This window comes from Streptomyces sp. NPDC002328, assembly GCF_042890065.1.
In the GTDB taxonomy this organism is placed as follows: domain Bacteria; phylum Actinomycetota; class Actinomycetes; order Streptomycetales; family Streptomycetaceae; genus Streptomyces.
Map to the genome: position 1 here is coordinate 259,215 of NZ_JBIARQ010000011.1, position 16,828 is coordinate 276,042.

Annotated in this window: 11 protein-coding genes; 5 read left to right on the forward strand and 6 right to left on the reverse strand. The window is 73.1% G+C overall.

The features are described from left to right. Positions 1-26: 26 nt before the first annotated feature. The 3 genes from trmB to ACFYX4_RS26605 form a co-directional block, all read right to left on the reverse strand. Positions 27-857, reverse strand: coding sequence for a tRNA (guanosine(46)-N7)-methyltransferase TrmB (gene trmB / locus ACFYX4_RS26595; protein ID WP_389338269.1), 831 nt, complete (start codon positions 855-857; stop codon positions 27-29). A gap of 72 nt (positions 858-929) precedes the next feature. Beyond that, positions 930-2,129: an L-2-hydroxyglutarate oxidase gene (gene lhgO / locus ACFYX4_RS26600; protein ID WP_389338272.1), complete on the reverse strand. Its 1,200-nt coding sequence runs from the start codon at positions 2,127-2,129 to the stop codon at positions 930-932. Between the two features lie 176 nt (positions 2,130-2,305). Continuing rightward, complete coding sequence (locus ACFYX4_RS26605; protein WP_389338275.1) at positions 2,306-3,730, reverse strand: MFS transporter; 1,425 nt, start codon at positions 3,728-3,730, stop codon at positions 2,306-2,308. Between the two features lie 723 nt (positions 3,731-4,453). Here ACFYX4_RS26605 and ACFYX4_RS26610 point away from each other — a divergent pair. Beyond that, the gene (locus ACFYX4_RS26610; protein ID WP_389338278.1) at positions 4,454-6,598 is read left to right on the forward strand and encodes an asparagine synthase-related protein; all 2,145 of its coding nucleotides are present in this window, start codon (positions 4,454-4,456) and stop codon (positions 6,596-6,598) included. Positions 6,599-6,835: 237 nt separating this feature from the next. Further along, the gene (locus ACFYX4_RS26615) at positions 6,836-7,192 is read left to right on the forward strand and encodes a hypothetical protein (protein WP_389338281.1); all 357 of its coding nucleotides are present in this window, start codon (positions 6,836-6,838) and stop codon (positions 7,190-7,192) included. 3 nt (positions 7,193-7,195) lie between these two features. On the opposite strand, the gene ACFYX4_RS26620 is transcribed toward ACFYX4_RS26615, so the two are convergent. Next, a complete protein-coding gene (locus ACFYX4_RS26620) occupies positions 7,196-9,544 on the reverse strand; it encodes a sigma-70 family RNA polymerase sigma factor (protein WP_389338284.1) in 2,349 nt (782 codons plus the stop codon). Between the two features lie 237 nt (positions 9,545-9,781). Then, positions 9,782-10,549 (reverse strand): TetR/AcrR family transcriptional regulator, encoded by a 768-nt coding sequence (locus ACFYX4_RS26625; protein WP_389338287.1) that lies wholly within the window; start codon positions 10,547-10,549, stop codon positions 9,782-9,784. 379 nt (positions 10,550-10,928) lie between these two features. On the opposite strand from ACFYX4_RS26625, the gene ACFYX4_RS26630 reads away from it, so the two are divergent. Together ACFYX4_RS26630 and ACFYX4_RS26635 are read left to right on the forward strand one after the other, a co-directional pair. Further along, complete coding sequence (locus ACFYX4_RS26630) at positions 10,929-12,308, forward strand: NAD(P)/FAD-dependent oxidoreductase (protein ID WP_389338290.1); 1,380 nt, start codon at positions 10,929-10,931, stop codon at positions 12,306-12,308. Between the two features lie 248 nt (positions 12,309-12,556). Beyond that, positions 12,557-14,218: a SpoIIE family protein phosphatase gene (locus tag ACFYX4_RS26635; protein ID WP_389338293.1), complete on the forward strand. Its 1,662-nt coding sequence runs from the start codon at positions 12,557-12,559 to the stop codon at positions 14,216-14,218. Between the two features lie 70 nt (positions 14,219-14,288). Here ACFYX4_RS26635 and ACFYX4_RS26640 read toward each other — a convergent pair whose 3' ends face one another. Continuing rightward, positions 14,289-15,563, reverse strand: coding sequence for an MFS transporter (locus ACFYX4_RS26640; RefSeq protein WP_389338350.1), 1,275 nt, complete (start codon positions 15,561-15,563; stop codon positions 14,289-14,291). Positions 15,564-15,718: 155 nt separating this feature from the next. Here ACFYX4_RS26640 and ACFYX4_RS26645 point away from each other — a divergent pair, with 155 nt between their 5' ends. After that, the gene (locus ACFYX4_RS26645; protein ID WP_389338296.1) at positions 15,719-16,279 is read left to right on the forward strand and encodes a MarR family winged helix-turn-helix transcriptional regulator; all 561 of its coding nucleotides are present in this window, start codon (positions 15,719-15,721) and stop codon (positions 16,277-16,279) included. Positions 16,280-16,828 lie beyond the last annotated feature (549 nt).

Below are 16,828 nucleotides of genomic sequence, written 5' to 3' on the forward strand. Positions count from 1 at the left end.
ACGGCGGTGGAGGGGATTTCGGCCGGTCAGTGATCCCCGCGCTCTCCGTGCTGTACGCGCCGGAAGAGCAGATCGTTCACCACATGACCCTTGTCCAGCCCCTGTCCCTCGAAACGGGTCAGCGGACGGAAGTCGGGACGGGGCGCGAAACCGCCGTCCGGCCGGGTGTTCTCGAAGGCGGGGTGCGCGGTGAGGACCTCGAGCATCTGCTCCGCGTACGGCTCCCAGTCGGTGGCGCAGTGCACGAGGGCGCCCGGCCTCAGCCGTGTCGCGGCGAGGTCGAGGAACTCCGGCTGGATGAGGCGGCGCTTGTGGTGCCGCTTCTTGGGCCACGGGTCGGGGAAGTACACGCGCAGCCCGTCGAGGGAGTCCGGGGTGAGCATCTCGCGCAGCAGGATGATCGCGTCGCCGTTGGCGACCCGGACGTTGGTCAGCCCGTTGCGGTCGGCGAGGTTCAGCAGATTGCCCTGGCCGGGGGTGTGCACGTCGACCGCGAGGATGTTGGCGGCCGGGTCGGCGGCGGCCATCTGCGCGGTCGCCTCGCCCATCCCGAAGCCGATCTCCAGGACGACGGGACCGTCGTCGCCGAACAGCTCGGCGAGGTCGACGCGGTGGCCGTCGATGTCGAGGCCCCACTTCGCCCACAGCCGCTGGAGCGCGTCGGCCTGACCCGCGGTCACCCGGCTCCGGCGCGGCTGGAAACTGCGGATCCGCCGCTCGAAGTGCGAACCGGCGGGGTCGGCCTTGGGCCCGTCGGGAAAGCGGGGCTCGCCCTTGGCACGCGTGTGCCGGACGGACTCGCCCGGGGCGTGCGCGTGCGCGTCGGCGGGGGCTTCGGGGTTCGGGAAATCAGACACAGTAGGTCGATTTTACGGGTGCCGTGGTGGGGAGCGGCTCCCGCCCGCCAGGTTCCTCTGATCAGCCTCTCTTCACACCGGCCCCAGCAGTCCCAACGCCCTCCTGGCCACCTCGCGCCCGATCGGCAGGGACGCCGTCGCCGCGGGGGAGGGCGCGTTCAGCACATGGATCGTCCGGGGGGCCTCCCGGATCAGGAAGTCGTCCACCAGCCCGCCGTCCCGCAGCACCGCCTGCGCCCGCACGCCGGCCGTCGCGCGCACCAGGTCCTCCGCCTCCACCGCCGGCAGCAGCCGCCGTACCGCCTCGACGAACGCCCCCTTCGACACCGACCGCCGCAGCTCCCCCACCCCGTACCGCCAGTGCCGCCGGCCCATCCGCCACGCCCCGGGCCAGGCCGCGGTGGCCGCCGCCTCCCGGGGGCGGACGACGCCCCAGCCGTACCCCTCCCGGGCCAGCGCGGGCACCGCGTTGGGGCCGATGTGCACGCCGCCGTCGATCCCGCGCGTGAGGTGCACCCCGAGGAACGGGAACGCCGGATCCGGCACCGGGTACACCAGCCCCCGCACCAGCTCGGGCCGCGCCAGCTCGTAGTACTCGCCCCGGAACGGCACGATCCGCACCTCGGGCTCGTCCCCGGCGAGCCGGGCGACCTCGTCGCAGTACAGGCCCGCGCAGTTCACCAGCACCCGCCCCCGCACGACGTCCCCGCGCGCGGTGCGCACGGCGACGCCCCGCTCCGGACGCCGGTCGACCCGCACGACCCGCGCGCCGTACCGGATCTCCGCCCCGGACGCCTCGCCCAGCTGGCGGGCGACCGCGGTGAAGTCGCAGACGCCGGTCGAGCGGACGCGGATCGCCGCGAGTCCGCGTACCTCCGGCTCGTACTCCGTGATCTGGGTCGGGCCCAGCTCGCGGACCGCGATGCCGTTCTCCCGGCCGCGCTGGGCGAGCGCGTGGAGCCGGGGCAGCTCGGCCCGGTCGGTGGCGACGATCAGCTTGCCGGTCACGGCGTGCGGGATGCCGTACTCCGCGCAGAACTTGATCATCTCGGCCGCGCCGCGCACCGCGTAACGCGCCTTGAGCGAGCCGGGCCGGTAGTAGATCCCGCTGTGGATCACCCCGCTGTTGCGCCCCGTCTGGTGCCGGGCCGGGCCGGGCTCCTTCTCCAGCACCGTCACCCGCGTACCCGGCGCGGCACGCGTGATCGCGTGCGCCGTCGACAGCCCGACGATCCCGCCCCCGACGACGAGCACATCACAGTCGAACGCCACCACTGCACCACCTCCGCCTCCGATAGTGCACTGCGCCACTGACAGTCACTTCAAACGCGGGGAGGTACAGCGCCCCAAAGGGGCGCGAGGAACTGCGCGACAAGCCACACTCGACCCGCACCCGCAAGACCACCAGCCCGGGCAGACGATTAGCACCCGGCGCAACCAGCGGAGCGCTACGCCGGGGTCATCAGCAAAGGCCGAGCCCGCTCCCGCAGCTCCACCACCCGCGGCTCGTCGCCGTACGGCTCCAGGCGGTGCAGGAGGTCCTTGACGTACTCGGTGGTCCGCGCCGAGGAGATCCGCCCGGCGACCTCCACCGCCCGCACGCCCTGCGCGCAGGCCGCGTCGAGGTTGCCCGATTCCAGCTCGGCGACGGCCGAGACGACGAGCCGGAGGCCGTGCGAGCGCACGAACTCCTCCGTCGGCTTCGACAGCGCCTGCTCGGTGAAGCGGCGCACCTGGCGCGGCGCCTTCAGGTCGCGGTAGCACTCGGCGGCGTCGGCGGCGAAGCGGTCGTAGGAGTAGAAGCCGAGCCACGACGGGTCGTGGTCGCCGTCGCGGGCGCGCTCCAGCCAGCTCTCGGCCGCCTTGAGGGCCGCGCCGGCGGCGGGCGCGTCCCCCGCGCGCGCGTGGGCGCGGGCCTCGACCAGGCGGAAGAAGCTCATCGTGCGGGCGGTGGCCAGTCCCCGGTTGCGCTCCAGGGCCGCCTGCGCGAGGTCGACGCCCTCGTCGCCGAAGCCGCGGTAGGTCGCCTGGAGGGACATGGACGCCAGGACGTAGCCCCCGAGGGGGACGTCGGCGGCGGCACGCGCGAGGCGCAGCGCCTGGATGTAGTAGCGCTGGGCGGCCTCCTGCTGGCCGGTGTCGAAGGCCATCCACCCCGCGAGGCGGGTGAGTTCGGCGGAGGCGCCGAACAGGGCCCGGCCGACCTCGTCGGAGTAGGACCCGAGCAGCAGCGGCGCCGCCTCCACGCGCAGGCACTCGGGCACCATGGACGAACGCCAGTCGCCGCCGCCGTACTTGGAGTCCCAGCGGCGGGCGTCCTCGGCGGCCTCCCGCAGCTTCTGCACGTCGCTGTGGCCGACTTTGTGCGGTGCGCCGGAGCCCTCGCCGGAGTTCACCTCGCGCGCCACCGAACTGTCGGCCGGGGTTATCAGCCATCGTGAGGCGGGTGTGGCGTACGCGCTTACTGCGAACGAACCGGCCAGCGACTGCCAGATGCCCCCGGCGCCGGCGCGGCGGCCGGCGAGGTCGAGGCGGTACAGCTCGGTCGCCGAGCGGACGGCCTGGCCGACGTCTCTGGGGAAGGCGAGGCCGACTTCGGGCGCGGGGTCCGCGTCCGCGAGTCCGATCTCGTGCAGCGGCACCGGGCGGCCGAGCTTCTGCCCGATCGCGGCCGCGATGAGGTGCGGTGCGGCGCCCTGCGGCACCATGCCCTTCGAAACCCAGCGCGCCACGGACGTCTTGTCGTAGCGAAGCGTCAACCCGCGTTGAGCTCCGAGATCGTTGACGCGTCGCGCGAGTCCGGCGTTGCTGATTCCCGCGAGGGCGAGAACGGCGCCGAGCTTTTCGTTCGGCCCGCGTTGCTCCCTGGACATTGCGCCACCCCTCGACACAGACGGCTGCCGCGCTGGCATAACCACGCGGCATTCGTAAACCCAGCGTAGTTCGCCGCATCCCAAGCGTTAAGGGGCATTCTTCCGGTTGGCGGGATTGTGGTCCGTACGGCAGTACGGGCTTCGGCACGGACGGTTGCGGCGTGCTCCCGCTGTGTGGCCGTGCGCCCGCCCGTGCGCTCTTCTCCGGCCACGGTGAGAGCGGTTCCATGAGTCGTGCGTGGGTCGGCCCGCTGTACTGGATCCAGTGGGCTGGGGGATGCCGCCGCCACAATCCCCGCGGGCGGCGGAACGGTCCGGGGGGCGTCTTCCGCCCTCCGGACCGGCGCGCCCGACGGAGGGCGCGGTTGTGCACGGAGCGTGTGCGGGGCTGCGCCAACGGGCGTCACGCGCGCCGGATTTGGCTGAAAATCGACCCTGCGTTCCGCTGGTGTTTGCGCCTCCCACCATGGAAATCGACGGCGCACAGAGCGGTTTGAGGGAGCGTACAGGGGGCGCATTCGTATCGCGCACGCGGGGGCGTGCGCGTCTGCCGGCGCTCCCCGCGCGCGAGTTCGCGCGATGCTCCCGGTCGGCGTGGGGGCGCGCCAGGGGCGCACTCCGGGGATCGCAAGCGGCGTCACCTCCTTCTGCGGCGCGTTCTTCGTGGCAGCATGTGAACCGTTCGTACGGTGCACTGGTTGTCCACAGCCTGTGGAGGCGTCGATGCGGTGGTTGGTGGGATGGAGCAGCACCGCCACGGGTGCCACCGGCCCCGGCGCCCCCGGAACGGGGAGCTACGGCGGCTACGGAGGCCCCGAGGTCTACGCCGGCGAGGACGGCGGGCGGATCGGCCATGACGGCGAGACCCTGCACCCCGTGGGCTCCCAACTCCTGTGGGGCGACCCCGATCCGCTGTGGGCGGTCGGCGACTGGCGCCCCGACGAGATCCGCGTCGTGCGCGCCGACGCCCAGACCCGCGTCGCGGTCCTCGGCACCTGCGGCGCCACCGACGAGCAGCTGCGCGTCGGCCTGTTCGCCGCGCGTGGAGGGGCACTTCGGCATCTGACGGCCTGGCCGGGCAGCTACACCGCGATCGTCCAGGTCGGCCGGCGCATCACCGTCTGCGGCGATCTGGCGGGCGCGCGCCCGGTGTTCCACACGCCCTGGGCGGGCGGCACCGCGTACGCGACGGCCGCGCTGCCGCTGGCCGACCTCATCGAGGCCAACCTCGACTTCGGCCATCTCGCCGCCCTGCTCGCCGCCCCCGACGTCCCGGCCGCGGTGCACGACTCCACCCCGTACGACGGCGTACGACGTATTCCGCCGGGGCACGCGCTGATCCTGCGCGCCGGGGCGCGTGAGATCGCCGGGTACGAGCAGGTCGCCTCGCTCGCGGTGGCGGCGGCCCCGGTCGACCCCGACAGCGCGGTGGACGCCGTACGCGACGCTCTCGTAGAAGCGGTACGCGCGCGTCTGTCCGCGCCGCGCCATGTCCCCGACATCGATCCCGGTCCGGTGCCCGGAATGGGGCCCGCCGCGCGCCGCGCCGCGCGCGGGATGCCGGTCCCGGGCATCGGCGCGGACCTGTCCGGCGGCCCCGCCTCCACCACCCTCGCGCTGCTCGCGGCCGGCCTGCCCGGCATGCCGGGCACCGTCCTGGGCCACGGCACCGGCGCCGGCGAACGTCTGCTGGCCGTCACCTTCAACGACCTGGCCGTCGGCGGCCACGAGGCCGAACTGGAACGGGCCGGCACGCTCGCGTCCAACCCGCGCCTGCACCACGTCGTCGTCCCCGGCGGCGAGGAGACCCTGCCCTACGCCGACCTGGACGGGCCGCTGACCGACGAACCCGGCGCGAGCCTGGTGACGGCCGCCCGGCACCGCGCGCGCCTCGCCGCGGGCAGCGCCGACCACTTCACCGGGTACGGCGCCCGGCAGGTCCTCGACGCCCATCCGGCGCGGCTGGCCGACCTGCTGATGGACCGCAAGAGACGCCACCTCGTACGCCCCGTCGCCGCCCTCACCAAGGCCGACGGCTCCGTGCTGGTCCCCGCGCGCGTGTACGGCGCCGCCCGCCGACTCGCCCGCACTCCGTACCGGACGGGCGTGGAGAGCCTCGCCGACCGGCTGCTGCACCGCCGTTTCGACGACCTCCAGACCGCGGCGGGCGCCGTCGGGGCCTCCCTGGCGGCTCTCGTCTGGGGCGGACCGGGCCCCGCGGCACGGTGGCTGACGGGCGAGGCGCTGGCTGAAGTATCGGTTCGCCTGCAAGGCACGGCCCATCGCGCCGGGGTCGGGCCCGGTCAGCGTCCCGGCGACTATCGCGCGCGTGCGGCGCTGGCGCGGCACGCGGCGGACCTCCGGATCCTGGAGCAGGCCGCCGAGATCCGCTCCCAGCGGCTGCACGCGCCGTTCCTCGACAACCAGGTCGTCCGCGCGTGCCGTGCGCTGCCCGAGACCCTGCGCGTGCAGCCGGGGGCGCGCGCCGCGATCCTGCGCACCGTGCTGAAGGGGTCCGGGGTGGCCGATCTGCCGCCCGGTTGGGGCGCGCCCTCCCAGGCGTCCACCGCGGCGGCGGCCCGAGCGGGCCTGCGCATGGCGGCGGACCCCCTGCTCGCCCTCTTCGACGCGCCTCTCCTCGCCGAGGCCGGTCTGGTGGAGGCCCGCGTCGTCCGCAAGGCGTTGCGCGGCGCGGCGGCGGGCGAACCCCTCCCGCTGGACGGCCTCGCCGACCTCGTCTCCCTCGAACTCTGGCTGCGTCGCCTGCTCGCCCGCAGGGGCACCTGCTGGACCGGCACCCCGGGCCGCGCCCGCGCGGTCCCCGCGGGGATCGCTCCGCAGCGGCGGGCGGTGTCTTCCGGGGGGTGAGGCGTCCGTGCGCGGGTGGGGCGTTCGCGTACGGGCGGGGCCTCCGTATGCGAACGGGGCGAATGTGCTTGCGAAAGGCATCTCGTCATACGAGGGGTAATAGAACTGATCGTCACGGCTGCGCATCCGAACTGCCTTGTCCGCCCTGGCCGTCGCCCCCGTCGACATGATCGGGCTTCCTGATCAACAGCGAGTTGGGGGCGGTGCATGTTCAGAACGCGGCTCAAGTAGCTTTCCGTGGGTCTGTCGGTGCTCGGACTGGCCCTGAGCGGCGTGGTCGCCGGGCAGGGGACCGCGCAGGCGGCCAACCACGGCTGGGTGTACATCTCCTTCCCCAAGTGGCTCGGCAACTGCCCGAACGCCACGGTGACGGGGATCCAGGCCTACACGGACCACTGGAACACCAACTGGGACGTGGGCGACGACCTCGTCTACGGCAAGGTCGCCCTCGGCCAGCGGAACACCGTCATCGGCAACCTGTTCTGCAAGCGGCCCAACGGCGGCTTCTACCAGACCGTCGCCCGCTACGACGTCGTCCCGACGCGCAACCGGCAGACCGTCTGGGTGGGCCCGGCGGGTTGGAGCCGCAACTGACGTCTACGAGCAGGTGAACCTCGACTCCGCCCAGTCGGCGAGCGCCACCGCGCCCAGGGGGCCGTGCGGTTCGACGACCAGGCGGACGGTGCTCCGGCCGGCGAGGTTCACATGGACGGGGACGGCGGGGTCGCCAGCGTTCACCACGTCGGACGTCCACAGCCGTACCCCGTCGGCCTGGACGGCGAAGGTGACCGCGGAGGCCTTGCCGAGCCCCGGCGTCAGATCGTCCACGCCGGCCATGGCGTCGTAGGCCGTGCACGCGCGGTTGAGCTCGACGGTGACCGAGGAAGCGCCGTGCACCGTCACGCCGTCCGTGTAGTGCCGTTCGGCGATGGACAGTCGGCCGCGCTGCCACACCCAACTGCTCCGGCCGAGCCGGATCTCGGGCCCGGACCCGTCTCCGACGACGTCGTAGGACAGCTTGCTGAACTGGAAGACGGAGGGGGCTGGCGGGGGCGGTGGCGTGGGTGTGGGGGTGGCTGAGGGCGACGGGGTGGGCGTGGGCTCGTCCGAGGGCGGTTGCGGGCCGGGCGCGGACGGCGTGTCCACCGGGGGCGGGGACTCGACGGCGGCGGGCGTGTGAGTGGGCGTCGCGGCCACGACGGGAAGGATCGCCGGCGGCCCCGGCTCGGGTTCCTCGCCTGCCGGCGCGAGGGGACCGGACGCCGGCGAGGACGTGGGCGTGGGCGTAGGCGTAGGCACGAGCGTCGGTGTCGCCTCCTCCGGCAGGACGACCGGCGCCGAGACGGAGGGCGCGGCCTCGGGCCGCTCGCCGGGGTCGTCGTCCCCGACCAGCGCGAGCGCCACGACGGCGACGGCGGCCACGGCGACGACCCCGGCGGCGACACCGGCCTTCACGGCCCCACCGACCCCCTCAGCCACGACAACCCCACCGCCGCCCCCACCACCAGCGGCACCCCCGGACACTCCAGCGCCCACAGCCCCGGAGCCGCCCGCCCCAACGCTCGCCGTAGTACTCACGGCACCCGCAGCCCCGGACGAGCCGGCCCCGCCCACTCCACCCGCCGCCCCAGCGCTTGCCCCACCGGACACGCTGCCTGCGCCGGCACCTGCCCCGGCCACTCCCGAGCCCGCGGCACCTGCCCCGGCCGCTCCCGCGCCCCCTGTGGCACCCGCGCTTCCCGCAGCCCCCGCTGCTCCCGCGGCCCCAGTGGCACCCGCGCTTCCCGCAGCCCCCGCCCCGCTTCCGGCGCTCGCCGTTCCTACGCCTCCCGCCGTGCTTCCGGCGCCCGCCGCTCCCACGCCTCCTGCCGCGCCCGCCGCACCTCCAACCCCCGCAACCCCCACGCCCCCCGCCAGCAGCGCCGCCGTCTTGGCGTAGCCGGTGGTGCTGAGCCAGCCGAGGACTGCCAGGGGTACGACCGCGGGGATGCTGCCCGCGACCTCCTCGATCTGGAGGGCCGCCAGTCGGCAGCGCGCGCACTCCTCCAGGTGCTTGCGCAGGCCCCGTTCGGCGCGGGTGCGCAGTCGGCGGCGGGCGTACGTGCCGAGCTGGTCGGCGTAGCGGGCGCACTCCTCGTCACCCGTGAGGGTGGCACTGACGTGGGCCTGGAGGTACGCCTGCTTGAGGCCTTCGCGGGCCCGGCTGGCCAGCACGCGCGTGCCGTTGGCGTCGAGCCCGAAGAGCACGGCGACCTCGCTCGGCGACTCGTCCTCGACCTCGGTGTGCCACAGCACGGCCTGCCAGCGCTCCGGCAGCGAACGGAACGCCCGCATCGCCATGGACTGCTCGGCCTCGTGCATCGCGCGCACGTCGGCGCCCGCGACCTCGGGGGAGCGGGCGGCCTGCGCCGCGAACACCGCGAAGTCGTCGACGAGTTGCTCCCGCTTCGCGGACCGCGTCCAGCCGGCGGCCACGCGCCGCACGGAGGTGAGCAGATAGGCGCGTACGGCGTGCTGGGGGCCCGAGCCGCCCCGTACCGCCTGGAGCATGCGGGCGAACACCTCGGCGGTGAGGTCGTCGGCGGTGTGGGCGTCCCGGCAGCACGTGCGCGCGTAACGGCGTACGGCGTCGGCGTGGCGGCGGTACAGCTCCTCGTACGCCGTGTCGTCGCCCGAGCGCATCCGGGCGATCAGGTCGGCGTCGGCCGGCGGGGTCTCCCGCAGCGGCGGCAGGAAGCCGCCCTCGCGCCGCTCGCGCTGGGCCGGGACGCCGCTCTCGTACGCGGGAGCACGAGCGGCAACCTCACCGCTCCCGGAACCGCTCCCGAATCCGCTGTCGAAGAAGCCGCCCGTGCGTCCGCCCTGGCTCGGCACCTGCGGCCGGATCCGGTCCCCCGCCCGCGCCTCACCGTCGTCCAGCGACTCGTCGCGCCCGTCAACGCCCATCGCGGAAAGCCCCCGCCGCCAGCCCAGCCCAACCGGTCCCGAATTACCGCGCCAGAGTGCCATATTGGCTTTTGTTCAGAACACCGTCGGACGGGTTCTCCACCCGTCCGTGGGGGCTTGGCACCCGCCGGGACACCGGAGCGCGGGACACGCGGGGCACGCGCGCGAAGGCACGGGCCGGGGCGGGAGCGCCGAAACGTCCCCGCCCCGCGATTCACCCGTTCGAGTCACCCGCCGTCAGACGGCCGGCCGCGACCGGAGCCCCTCCAGCAGGATGTCCAGCAGCCGCGCCGAGGCCGCCGCCTGATGAGCCGCGTCCGGCAGCGCAGGCGCCGCCGTGGCGATCACCAGCAGCACGTCGGACACCGAGACGTCCGGCCGCAGCTCGCCCGCGGCCCGGGCCCGGTCCACGAGCTGGCCCACCACGTCGAGCAGCGCCGCCGCCCCCGTGTCGTCCACGACCGTCGAGGCGGTGTCCTCGGACACCAGCCGCAGCTCGCCGCCGACCGACGCGGACCGCTGCTGCGGCACCCGGGCCACGTCCGCGACAGGACCGTCGGCGCCCTCCTCGGCGACTCCGACCCTCAGCACCTGCGGCGGCAGCAGCCGCCCGGCGCCCGAGGCCACCGACGTCCGCAGGAAGCGCGACAGCGCCGACCACGGCTCGTCCTCCTGGCCCAGCGCCGCCCGTGCCTGGTCGGTCAGCCGGGAAGTCTCCTCCTCGGCTATCCGCCGGACCAGGACGTCCTTGCTGGGAAAGCGCCGGTACACCGTGCCGACCCCGACCCGCGCGCGCCGCGCCACGTCCTCCATCGGCGCGCCGTAGCCCAGCTCGCCGAACACCTCGCGAGCCGCGCGCAGTACGTGTTCCAGATTGCGCTGTGCGTCCACGCGCAGCGGCGTGGTCCGCGGGCCGTCCCCGCGTCCGTTGCCCACCGCCGCGCTCACCGCGCCGCCGGGTGCAAGGGCGGACGCGGACGACCAATGCGTGTCCTGAATGTGCATGAATGATCCCCCGGTAATGACGTCTCCCCCCGGAGACTCTCCCCGCCATCGAAAGCCGGGGTGCACGAACAGGGGACCGCGACCCCGGACCCGCTGGCCGCGGACCCGACGAGCGCTTCCCCCTGACACCCCGTCGACACACGAACATAGTTGAGAGGCAGTCAATTCAGAAGGGGCAGGTTCCGCACGGAGCGCCCCCCGATCGGAGTACGGGCCGTATACGTCCCGATTGCGCCCCTTCCCGCCCCCCGGCGCACCCTCGCTGACCTGCGCTTTCGTCGTGAACGCCCATGTTTCGGCCAACCCGGGGCCCGCCCGCCCCGCGGTCACACAAATTGTCGAGCCTGTGGACAAACTCCGGCGACGGGTGCGTCATGGGATGGTGAAGGAACGTGCGCGCATTCTCGTTGTCGGCGGCGGCTACGTCGGGATGTACACGGCCCTGCGGCTCCAGCAGAAGCTGAAACAGGAACTCGGCCGCGGCGAGGCCGAGATCACGGTCGTCACGCCCGACCCGTACATGACCTACCAGCCGTTCCTGCCCGAGGCCGCCGCCGGCGCCGTCTCGCCCCGCCACGTCGTCGTCCCGCTGCGCCGCGTCCTGCCGCACTGCCGGATCATCGTGGGCGAGGCCATCGCCGTCGACCACGCCGAGCGCACCGCGACCGTCACCACCCTCGCCACCCAGGAAGAGGGCACCGGCGCCCTGCGACTGACGTACGACGAACTCGTCCTCGCGCCCGGATCGGTCTCCCGCACGCTCCCCATCCCGGGCCTCGCCGACCACGCCATCGGCTTCAAGACCGTCGAAGAGGCCATCGGGCTGCGCAACCACGTCATCGAACAGATGGACATCGCCTCCTCCACCCGCGATCCCGCGATCCGCGACGCGGCCCTCACCTTCGTCTTCGTCGGCGGCGGCTACGCAGGCGTCGAGGCGCTCGGCGAACTGGAGGACATGGCCCGCTACACCACGCGCTACTACCACAACGTCACTCCCGAGGACATGAAGTGGATCCTCGTCGAGGCCACCGACCGGATCCTCCCGGAGGTGGGCGAGGACATGGGGCGCTACACGGTCAGCGAGCTGCGCCGCCGCAACATCGACGTCCGCCTCGGCACCCGGCTGGAGTCCTGCGCCGACCGCGTCGCCGTCCTCAGCGACGGCGCCCGCTTCCCGACCCGCACCGTGGTGTGGACGGCCGGCGTCAAACCCCACCCACTGCTCGCCGCCACCGACCTCCCCCTGACCGCGCACGGCCGCCTCAAGTGCACCCCCGAGCTGACGATCGCGGGCGTCACGCACGCGTGGGCCGCGGGAGACGCCGCCGCCGTCCCCGACGTCACCGCCGTCGAACCCGGCAAGGACACCGCCCCCAACGCCCAGCACGCCGTACGCCAGGCCAAGCTCCTCGGCGACAACATCGTGCGCTCCCTGCGCGGCGAACCCCTGCGCACGTACTCCCACAAGTACGTCGGCTCGGTCGCCTCCCTCGGCCTGCACAAGGGCGTCGCCCACGTCTACGGACGCAAACTCAAGGGCTACCCCGCCTGGTTCATGCACCGCGCCTACCACCTCAGCCGCGTGCCCACCTTCAACCGCAAGGCGCGCGTGCTCGCCGAGTGGACGCTGTCGGGGCTCTTCAAGCGGGAGATCGTCTCCCTCGGCTCCCTCGAACATCCTCGCGCCGAATTCGAACTTGCTGCCGGTGGGAAACCTTCCGACGAGTCCCCCGGCCATCCGAAGGGGTCGTCCTGACCCGATCCAGGAACTCCGCCGGTCGCCCCCACGTCTGACGAATGCCGGCCCGGACGGCGGCCACACTGCCAGACTGCGTCCTGCTTGCCGAGCCCCCGGCGGGCCACCGCCCGCCCCGCTGACCATGAGGCTGTTCCACGTGCTGCAATTCCCGGGTGCTGCAACAATGTGCGGTCACCGCCGCGCGGCCCCCGGAGCCCTGGCCGGGCCCGGAGCCGGCCGCCGACGACTACACGAGGCAAGGATCCGTGAACTTCACGCGCTGGAGCGCCCGGCTCCCCGGAACGCAGCGCCGCGCCGCCGCGCGGGCCGAGCACACGATCACCACCGCGGACCGACGGGGCGAGGGCTCCGTCCCCGCGGCCCGCGCCGAACAACTCACCGACGAACCGCCCCCGGCCCCCGCGGTCGACGAACTCCCGGTCCGTGAGGTCCTCGACCGCGTCCCGGCCCTCGTCGCCCTCGTCCACGGCCCCGAACACCGCCTCGCCTACGTCAACGACGCCTACGCGGCGGCCTTCGGCGTACGCCACCCGGGCGAACCGGCCGCCGAGGCCCTCCCCGAACTCCGCGACCTCGGCCTCATGCCCCTCCTCGACCAGGCCCAGCGCAGCGGCAGACCCCGCACCCTGAAGTCGCGCAAGGCCCCCGACGGCCGGCACTACACGTTCACCTGCACCCCGGTCACCGAGGACGACGGCGAGTCCGCCGTGCTCGTCTTCGCCACCGACGTCACCGACCACGCCGAGGCCGCCGAACGCCTCAGAGCCAGCGAACGCCGCCAGCGCGAGACCGCCGTCACCCTCCAGCGCTCCCTCCTCCCCCAGGAGCTCGAACAGCCGGACGACCTGCGCATCGCCGCCACCTACCACCCTGGCGGCACCGAGGCCGCCGTCGGCGGCGACTGGTACGACGTCATCACCCTGGGCGGCGGCCGCACCGCCCTCGTCATCGGCGACGTCATGGGCCGAGGCGTCCGCGCGGCGGCCGTCATGGGCCAGCTCCGCACCGCCGTCCGCGCCTACGCCCGGCTCGACCTCCCCCCGCACGAGGTCCTCCAGCTCCTCGACGGACTCGCCACCGAGATCGACGCCAACCAGATCGCCACCTGCGTCTACGCCGTCCACGACCCCAACGAGGGCCGGCTGGTCTACGCCTCCGCCGGCCATCTGCCCATCCTGATCCGCGACGAGGCCGGCACCGTCCGGCGCGCCGACGAACCCACCGGCCCGCCGCTCGGCACCGGCGGCTGGATGCACGCCTCCGGCACCGTCCCCCTCGGCCCCGGCTCCACCGCCGTCCTCTACACCGACGGCCTCGTCGAACGGCGCAACGAGGACCTCGACGAGGGCATCGCCGCCCTGGAACGCGCCCTGGCCGGCGCGACCGGCACCCCCCAGGTGGTCTGCGACCGCCTGGTCCGCTCCGCGGGCGTCACCGCCGACCATGACGACGACGTCGCCGTCCTGGTCCTCCAGCACCCCAACCGCACCGGCCCCGACGGCGAACTGTTCCGCAACGCCGCCCTCGAACTCCTCGGCGGCGTCGAAGCCGCCCCACGCGCGCGTGCCTTCGCCTCCGGCGTCCTCACCAGCTGGCGCTTCCCCGCCGACCTGCACGACCTCGGCGTCCTCGCCACCAGCGAACTCGTCGCCAACTCCCTCCAGCACGGCACCCCGCCCATGCGCCTGCGCCTGCGCCGCACCGACCGCCGGCTGATCATCGAGGTCACCGACGGCGACGACCACCTCCCGCGCCGCCGCCGCGCCGAACCCGGCGACGAGTCGGGCCGGGGCATCGCGATCGTGGCGACCATCGCCTCCCACTGGGGCAGCAGACGCACCCCGGGCGGCGGCAAGGCGGTGTGGTGCGAGTTCCTCCTCCCCCGAGCCGTCGCTGACACCGGCTGACGGACATGAAGAGGCGGCCGTCGCCCATTGACGACGGCCGCCCCTTCTCACTTCCGGCCGCTGCCCGGCCTCACGCCTCGGCGGTCACCGGCTCCGCGGCGGTGCCGCCCCGGGCGACCACCCGGTTCCGCGCCTGCCACGGCTGATCCTGCGCCACGGTGAGCTGCCGCCCGAGGCGCAGCGCGAGCACGCTGATCCCCAGCGAGAACAGCAGGAACGTCACGATGTACGGAGCGTGCAGCGACGCCCCCATCGGCCCGCCCACGGCCGGCCCGACCGCCAGCGCCAACTGCTTCACCAGGGCGAACGCCGAGTTGTACTGCCCCGCGAGCCCCGTCGGCGCCAGATCCGCGACCAGCGGCGCGACCGTCGGCGACAGCATCGCCTCACCCAGCCCGAACAGCGCGTACGTCGACACGAACGCGGCCGTCGCCATCTCCTGGCTGCCGTGCCCGAGCCCGGCGTACCCGGCCGCCAGCCACGCCACGGCCCAGATCAGCCCCACGGCCGCGACCACCCGCGACCGCCTGCGCCGCTCGACGAACTTCAGTACGGCGAACTGCGCGACGACGATCATCGCGGTGTTGGCGGCGAGCGCCGTCCCGAGAGCGGACGTCGAGATCCCGGCGGCCTCCACCCCGTACGCGCTCAGCCCCGACTCGAACTGCCCGTAGCAGGCGAAGAACAGCACGAAGCCCAGCACACACAGCTGCACCATGGCCCGGTTGCCGAGCAACTGCTTCCAGCTCCCCTTCGCCGACCCCGACGGAGCGCCCTCGACCCGAGGAGCGTGCGGCACGCGCACCGTCGCCATCACCACGACCAGCAGCAGGAACATCGCCGCCTCGATCGCGAACAGCAGCGTGAACGACGACACGCGCGTGGTGTCGACCAGATGCCCGCCGATCAGCCCGCCGACGCCGAGCCCGAGGTTCTGGAGGAAGAACTGCATGGCGAAGGCCCGCGACCGCGTCTCCGTGGTCGAACAGTCGACGATCATCGTCGCCAGCGCCGGCTGCATCACGGCCTGCCCGGCCCCGAGAGCGCCCGCCGCGGCCAGGACGGCTGCGGCGTTGCCCGCGAGCCCGAGGCTCAGCGCGCCCACGGCGGCGGTGACCAGGGCGGCGATCAGTACCGGAAGCGGGCCGCGCCGCACGATCGCCCGACCGGCGAACGGCAGCACGATCAGCGCGGCCACGGCGAACACGGCGAGGACGAGCCCCGCCGTCACGGCACCGAGGCCCCGCACCTGCGCCACATAGACGTACAGGTAGGGGACGGTGAAGCCGAGCCCGAACGCGCTGAGTGCGTTGCCCACGTGGATCCGGCGCATCGCTGCGCCCATCGCCCTGGTCACGTTCACCTCTCTCAGGTAGGAGCCGACCGGATAGATGGCCGGTCTCAGTACTTAGAACCGAAGACTTCGAAGATAAATTTCGAAGCTAAAGGCTACACATCAAAGGACTTTAAAGCCATCCGCCCCATGCGATACTTGCGCCCATGGGCGACACCCCCGACAGCACAGGCATCGGCAGCGAGCCGACCCTCGAAGAGCAGATCGCCGCCTACCAGCGCGAGTTCCAGGACCTCGACCCCCAGGTCGAGAAGATCGTCTCGGCGCTGTCCCGCCTCAACCGGCGGATGAACGTCGCCTACGGCCGCCAGACCGCCGCGCTCGGCATCAGCAACGCCGAGTGGGAGGTCCTCAAGGCGCTCGTCCTCTCCGGGGCTCCGTACCGCCTGGGCCCGAGCGACCTCGCCAAGCGGCTGGGTCTGACGCCGGCCGCGATGACCCACCGGATCGACCGCATGGTCTCCGAGGGACTGGTGACCCGGGAACGGGACGAGAACAACCGGGTCCGGGTGATCGTGGAGCTGACGCCCGAGGGCCGGGAGAAGTGGCTGGAGGCGATGCGCATGGCGACGGTCTTCGAAGAGGACCTGCTCCAGGACCTCAGCGCCGAGGACCGCACGGCCCTCGGTGACGTGCTCACCAGACTCCTGCGCCGGGTGGAGCACGCCCAGCCGGACGCGGGCGGACGCCTCAGTGACCTCGACTGAAAAGATCTTGACAGGGGCCACTTGACAGCCCTCTGGCCGATCCGTAGAGTTCTTCGGGTTGCCACGGAGCCGTAACGGTTCTTCGGTAGCACCTCCGCCGCTGAAGCGGCACCTCACACCACAGCAAGATCTCCCAGCGGGGTTCAATTCGGCTTGCCTTCGGCGTGCTCGAATTGAATTCGATTGGGATCCGGCAGTTCGATCGGCTCGCTCGACTCGATTAGCACTTGCCGGGACGGATCCGCTAAGGTTTGAGACGTCGGAACGGCCCAACAGCCGGGAAGACAACCCCCTCTGACGGGGAATCAGGGCCGAAAGGATCTGATAGAGTCGGAAACGCCGGAAGGGAAACCGCGAGAGCGGGGAACCGGAAAGCACCGAGGAAATCGGATCGCGAAAAGGTCTGATAGAGTCGGAAACGCAAGACCGAAGGGAAGCGCCCGGAGGAAAGCCTGAGAGTCTCTCGGGTGAGTACAAAGGAAGCGTCCGTTCCTTGAGAACTCAACAGCGTGCCAAAAATCAACGCCAGATATGTTGATACCCCGTCCC

Excerpts from the sequence above, each read along its gene's own strand:
- ACFYX4_RS26620 (WP_389338284.1), bottom strand. The coding sequence starts at position 9,544 with ATGGGCGTTGACGGGCGCGACGAGTCGCTGGACGACGGTGAGGCGCGG.
- ACFYX4_RS26640 (WP_389338350.1), bottom strand. The coding sequence starts at position 15,563 with ATGGGCGCAGCGATGCGCCGGATCCACGTGGGCAACGCACTCAGCGCG.
- ACFYX4_RS26645 (WP_389338296.1), top strand. The coding sequence starts at position 15,719 with ATGGGCGACACCCCCGACAGCACAGGCATCGGCAGCGAGCCGACCCTC.
- ACFYX4_RS26630 (WP_389338290.1), top strand. The coding sequence starts at position 10,929 with ATGGTGAAGGAACGTGCGCGCATTCTCGTTGTCGGCGGCGGCTACGTC.
- ACFYX4_RS26605 (WP_389338275.1), bottom strand. The coding sequence starts at position 3,730 with ATGTCCAGGGAGCAACGCGGGCCGAACGAAAAGCTCGGCGCCGTTCTC.
- ACFYX4_RS26625 (WP_389338287.1), bottom strand. The coding sequence starts at position 10,549 with ATGCACATTCAGGACACGCATTGGTCGTCCGCGTCCGCCCTTGCACCC.
- ACFYX4_RS26610 (WP_389338278.1), top strand. The coding sequence starts at position 4,454 with ATGCGGTGGTTGGTGGGATGGAGCAGCACCGCCACGGGTGCCACCGGC.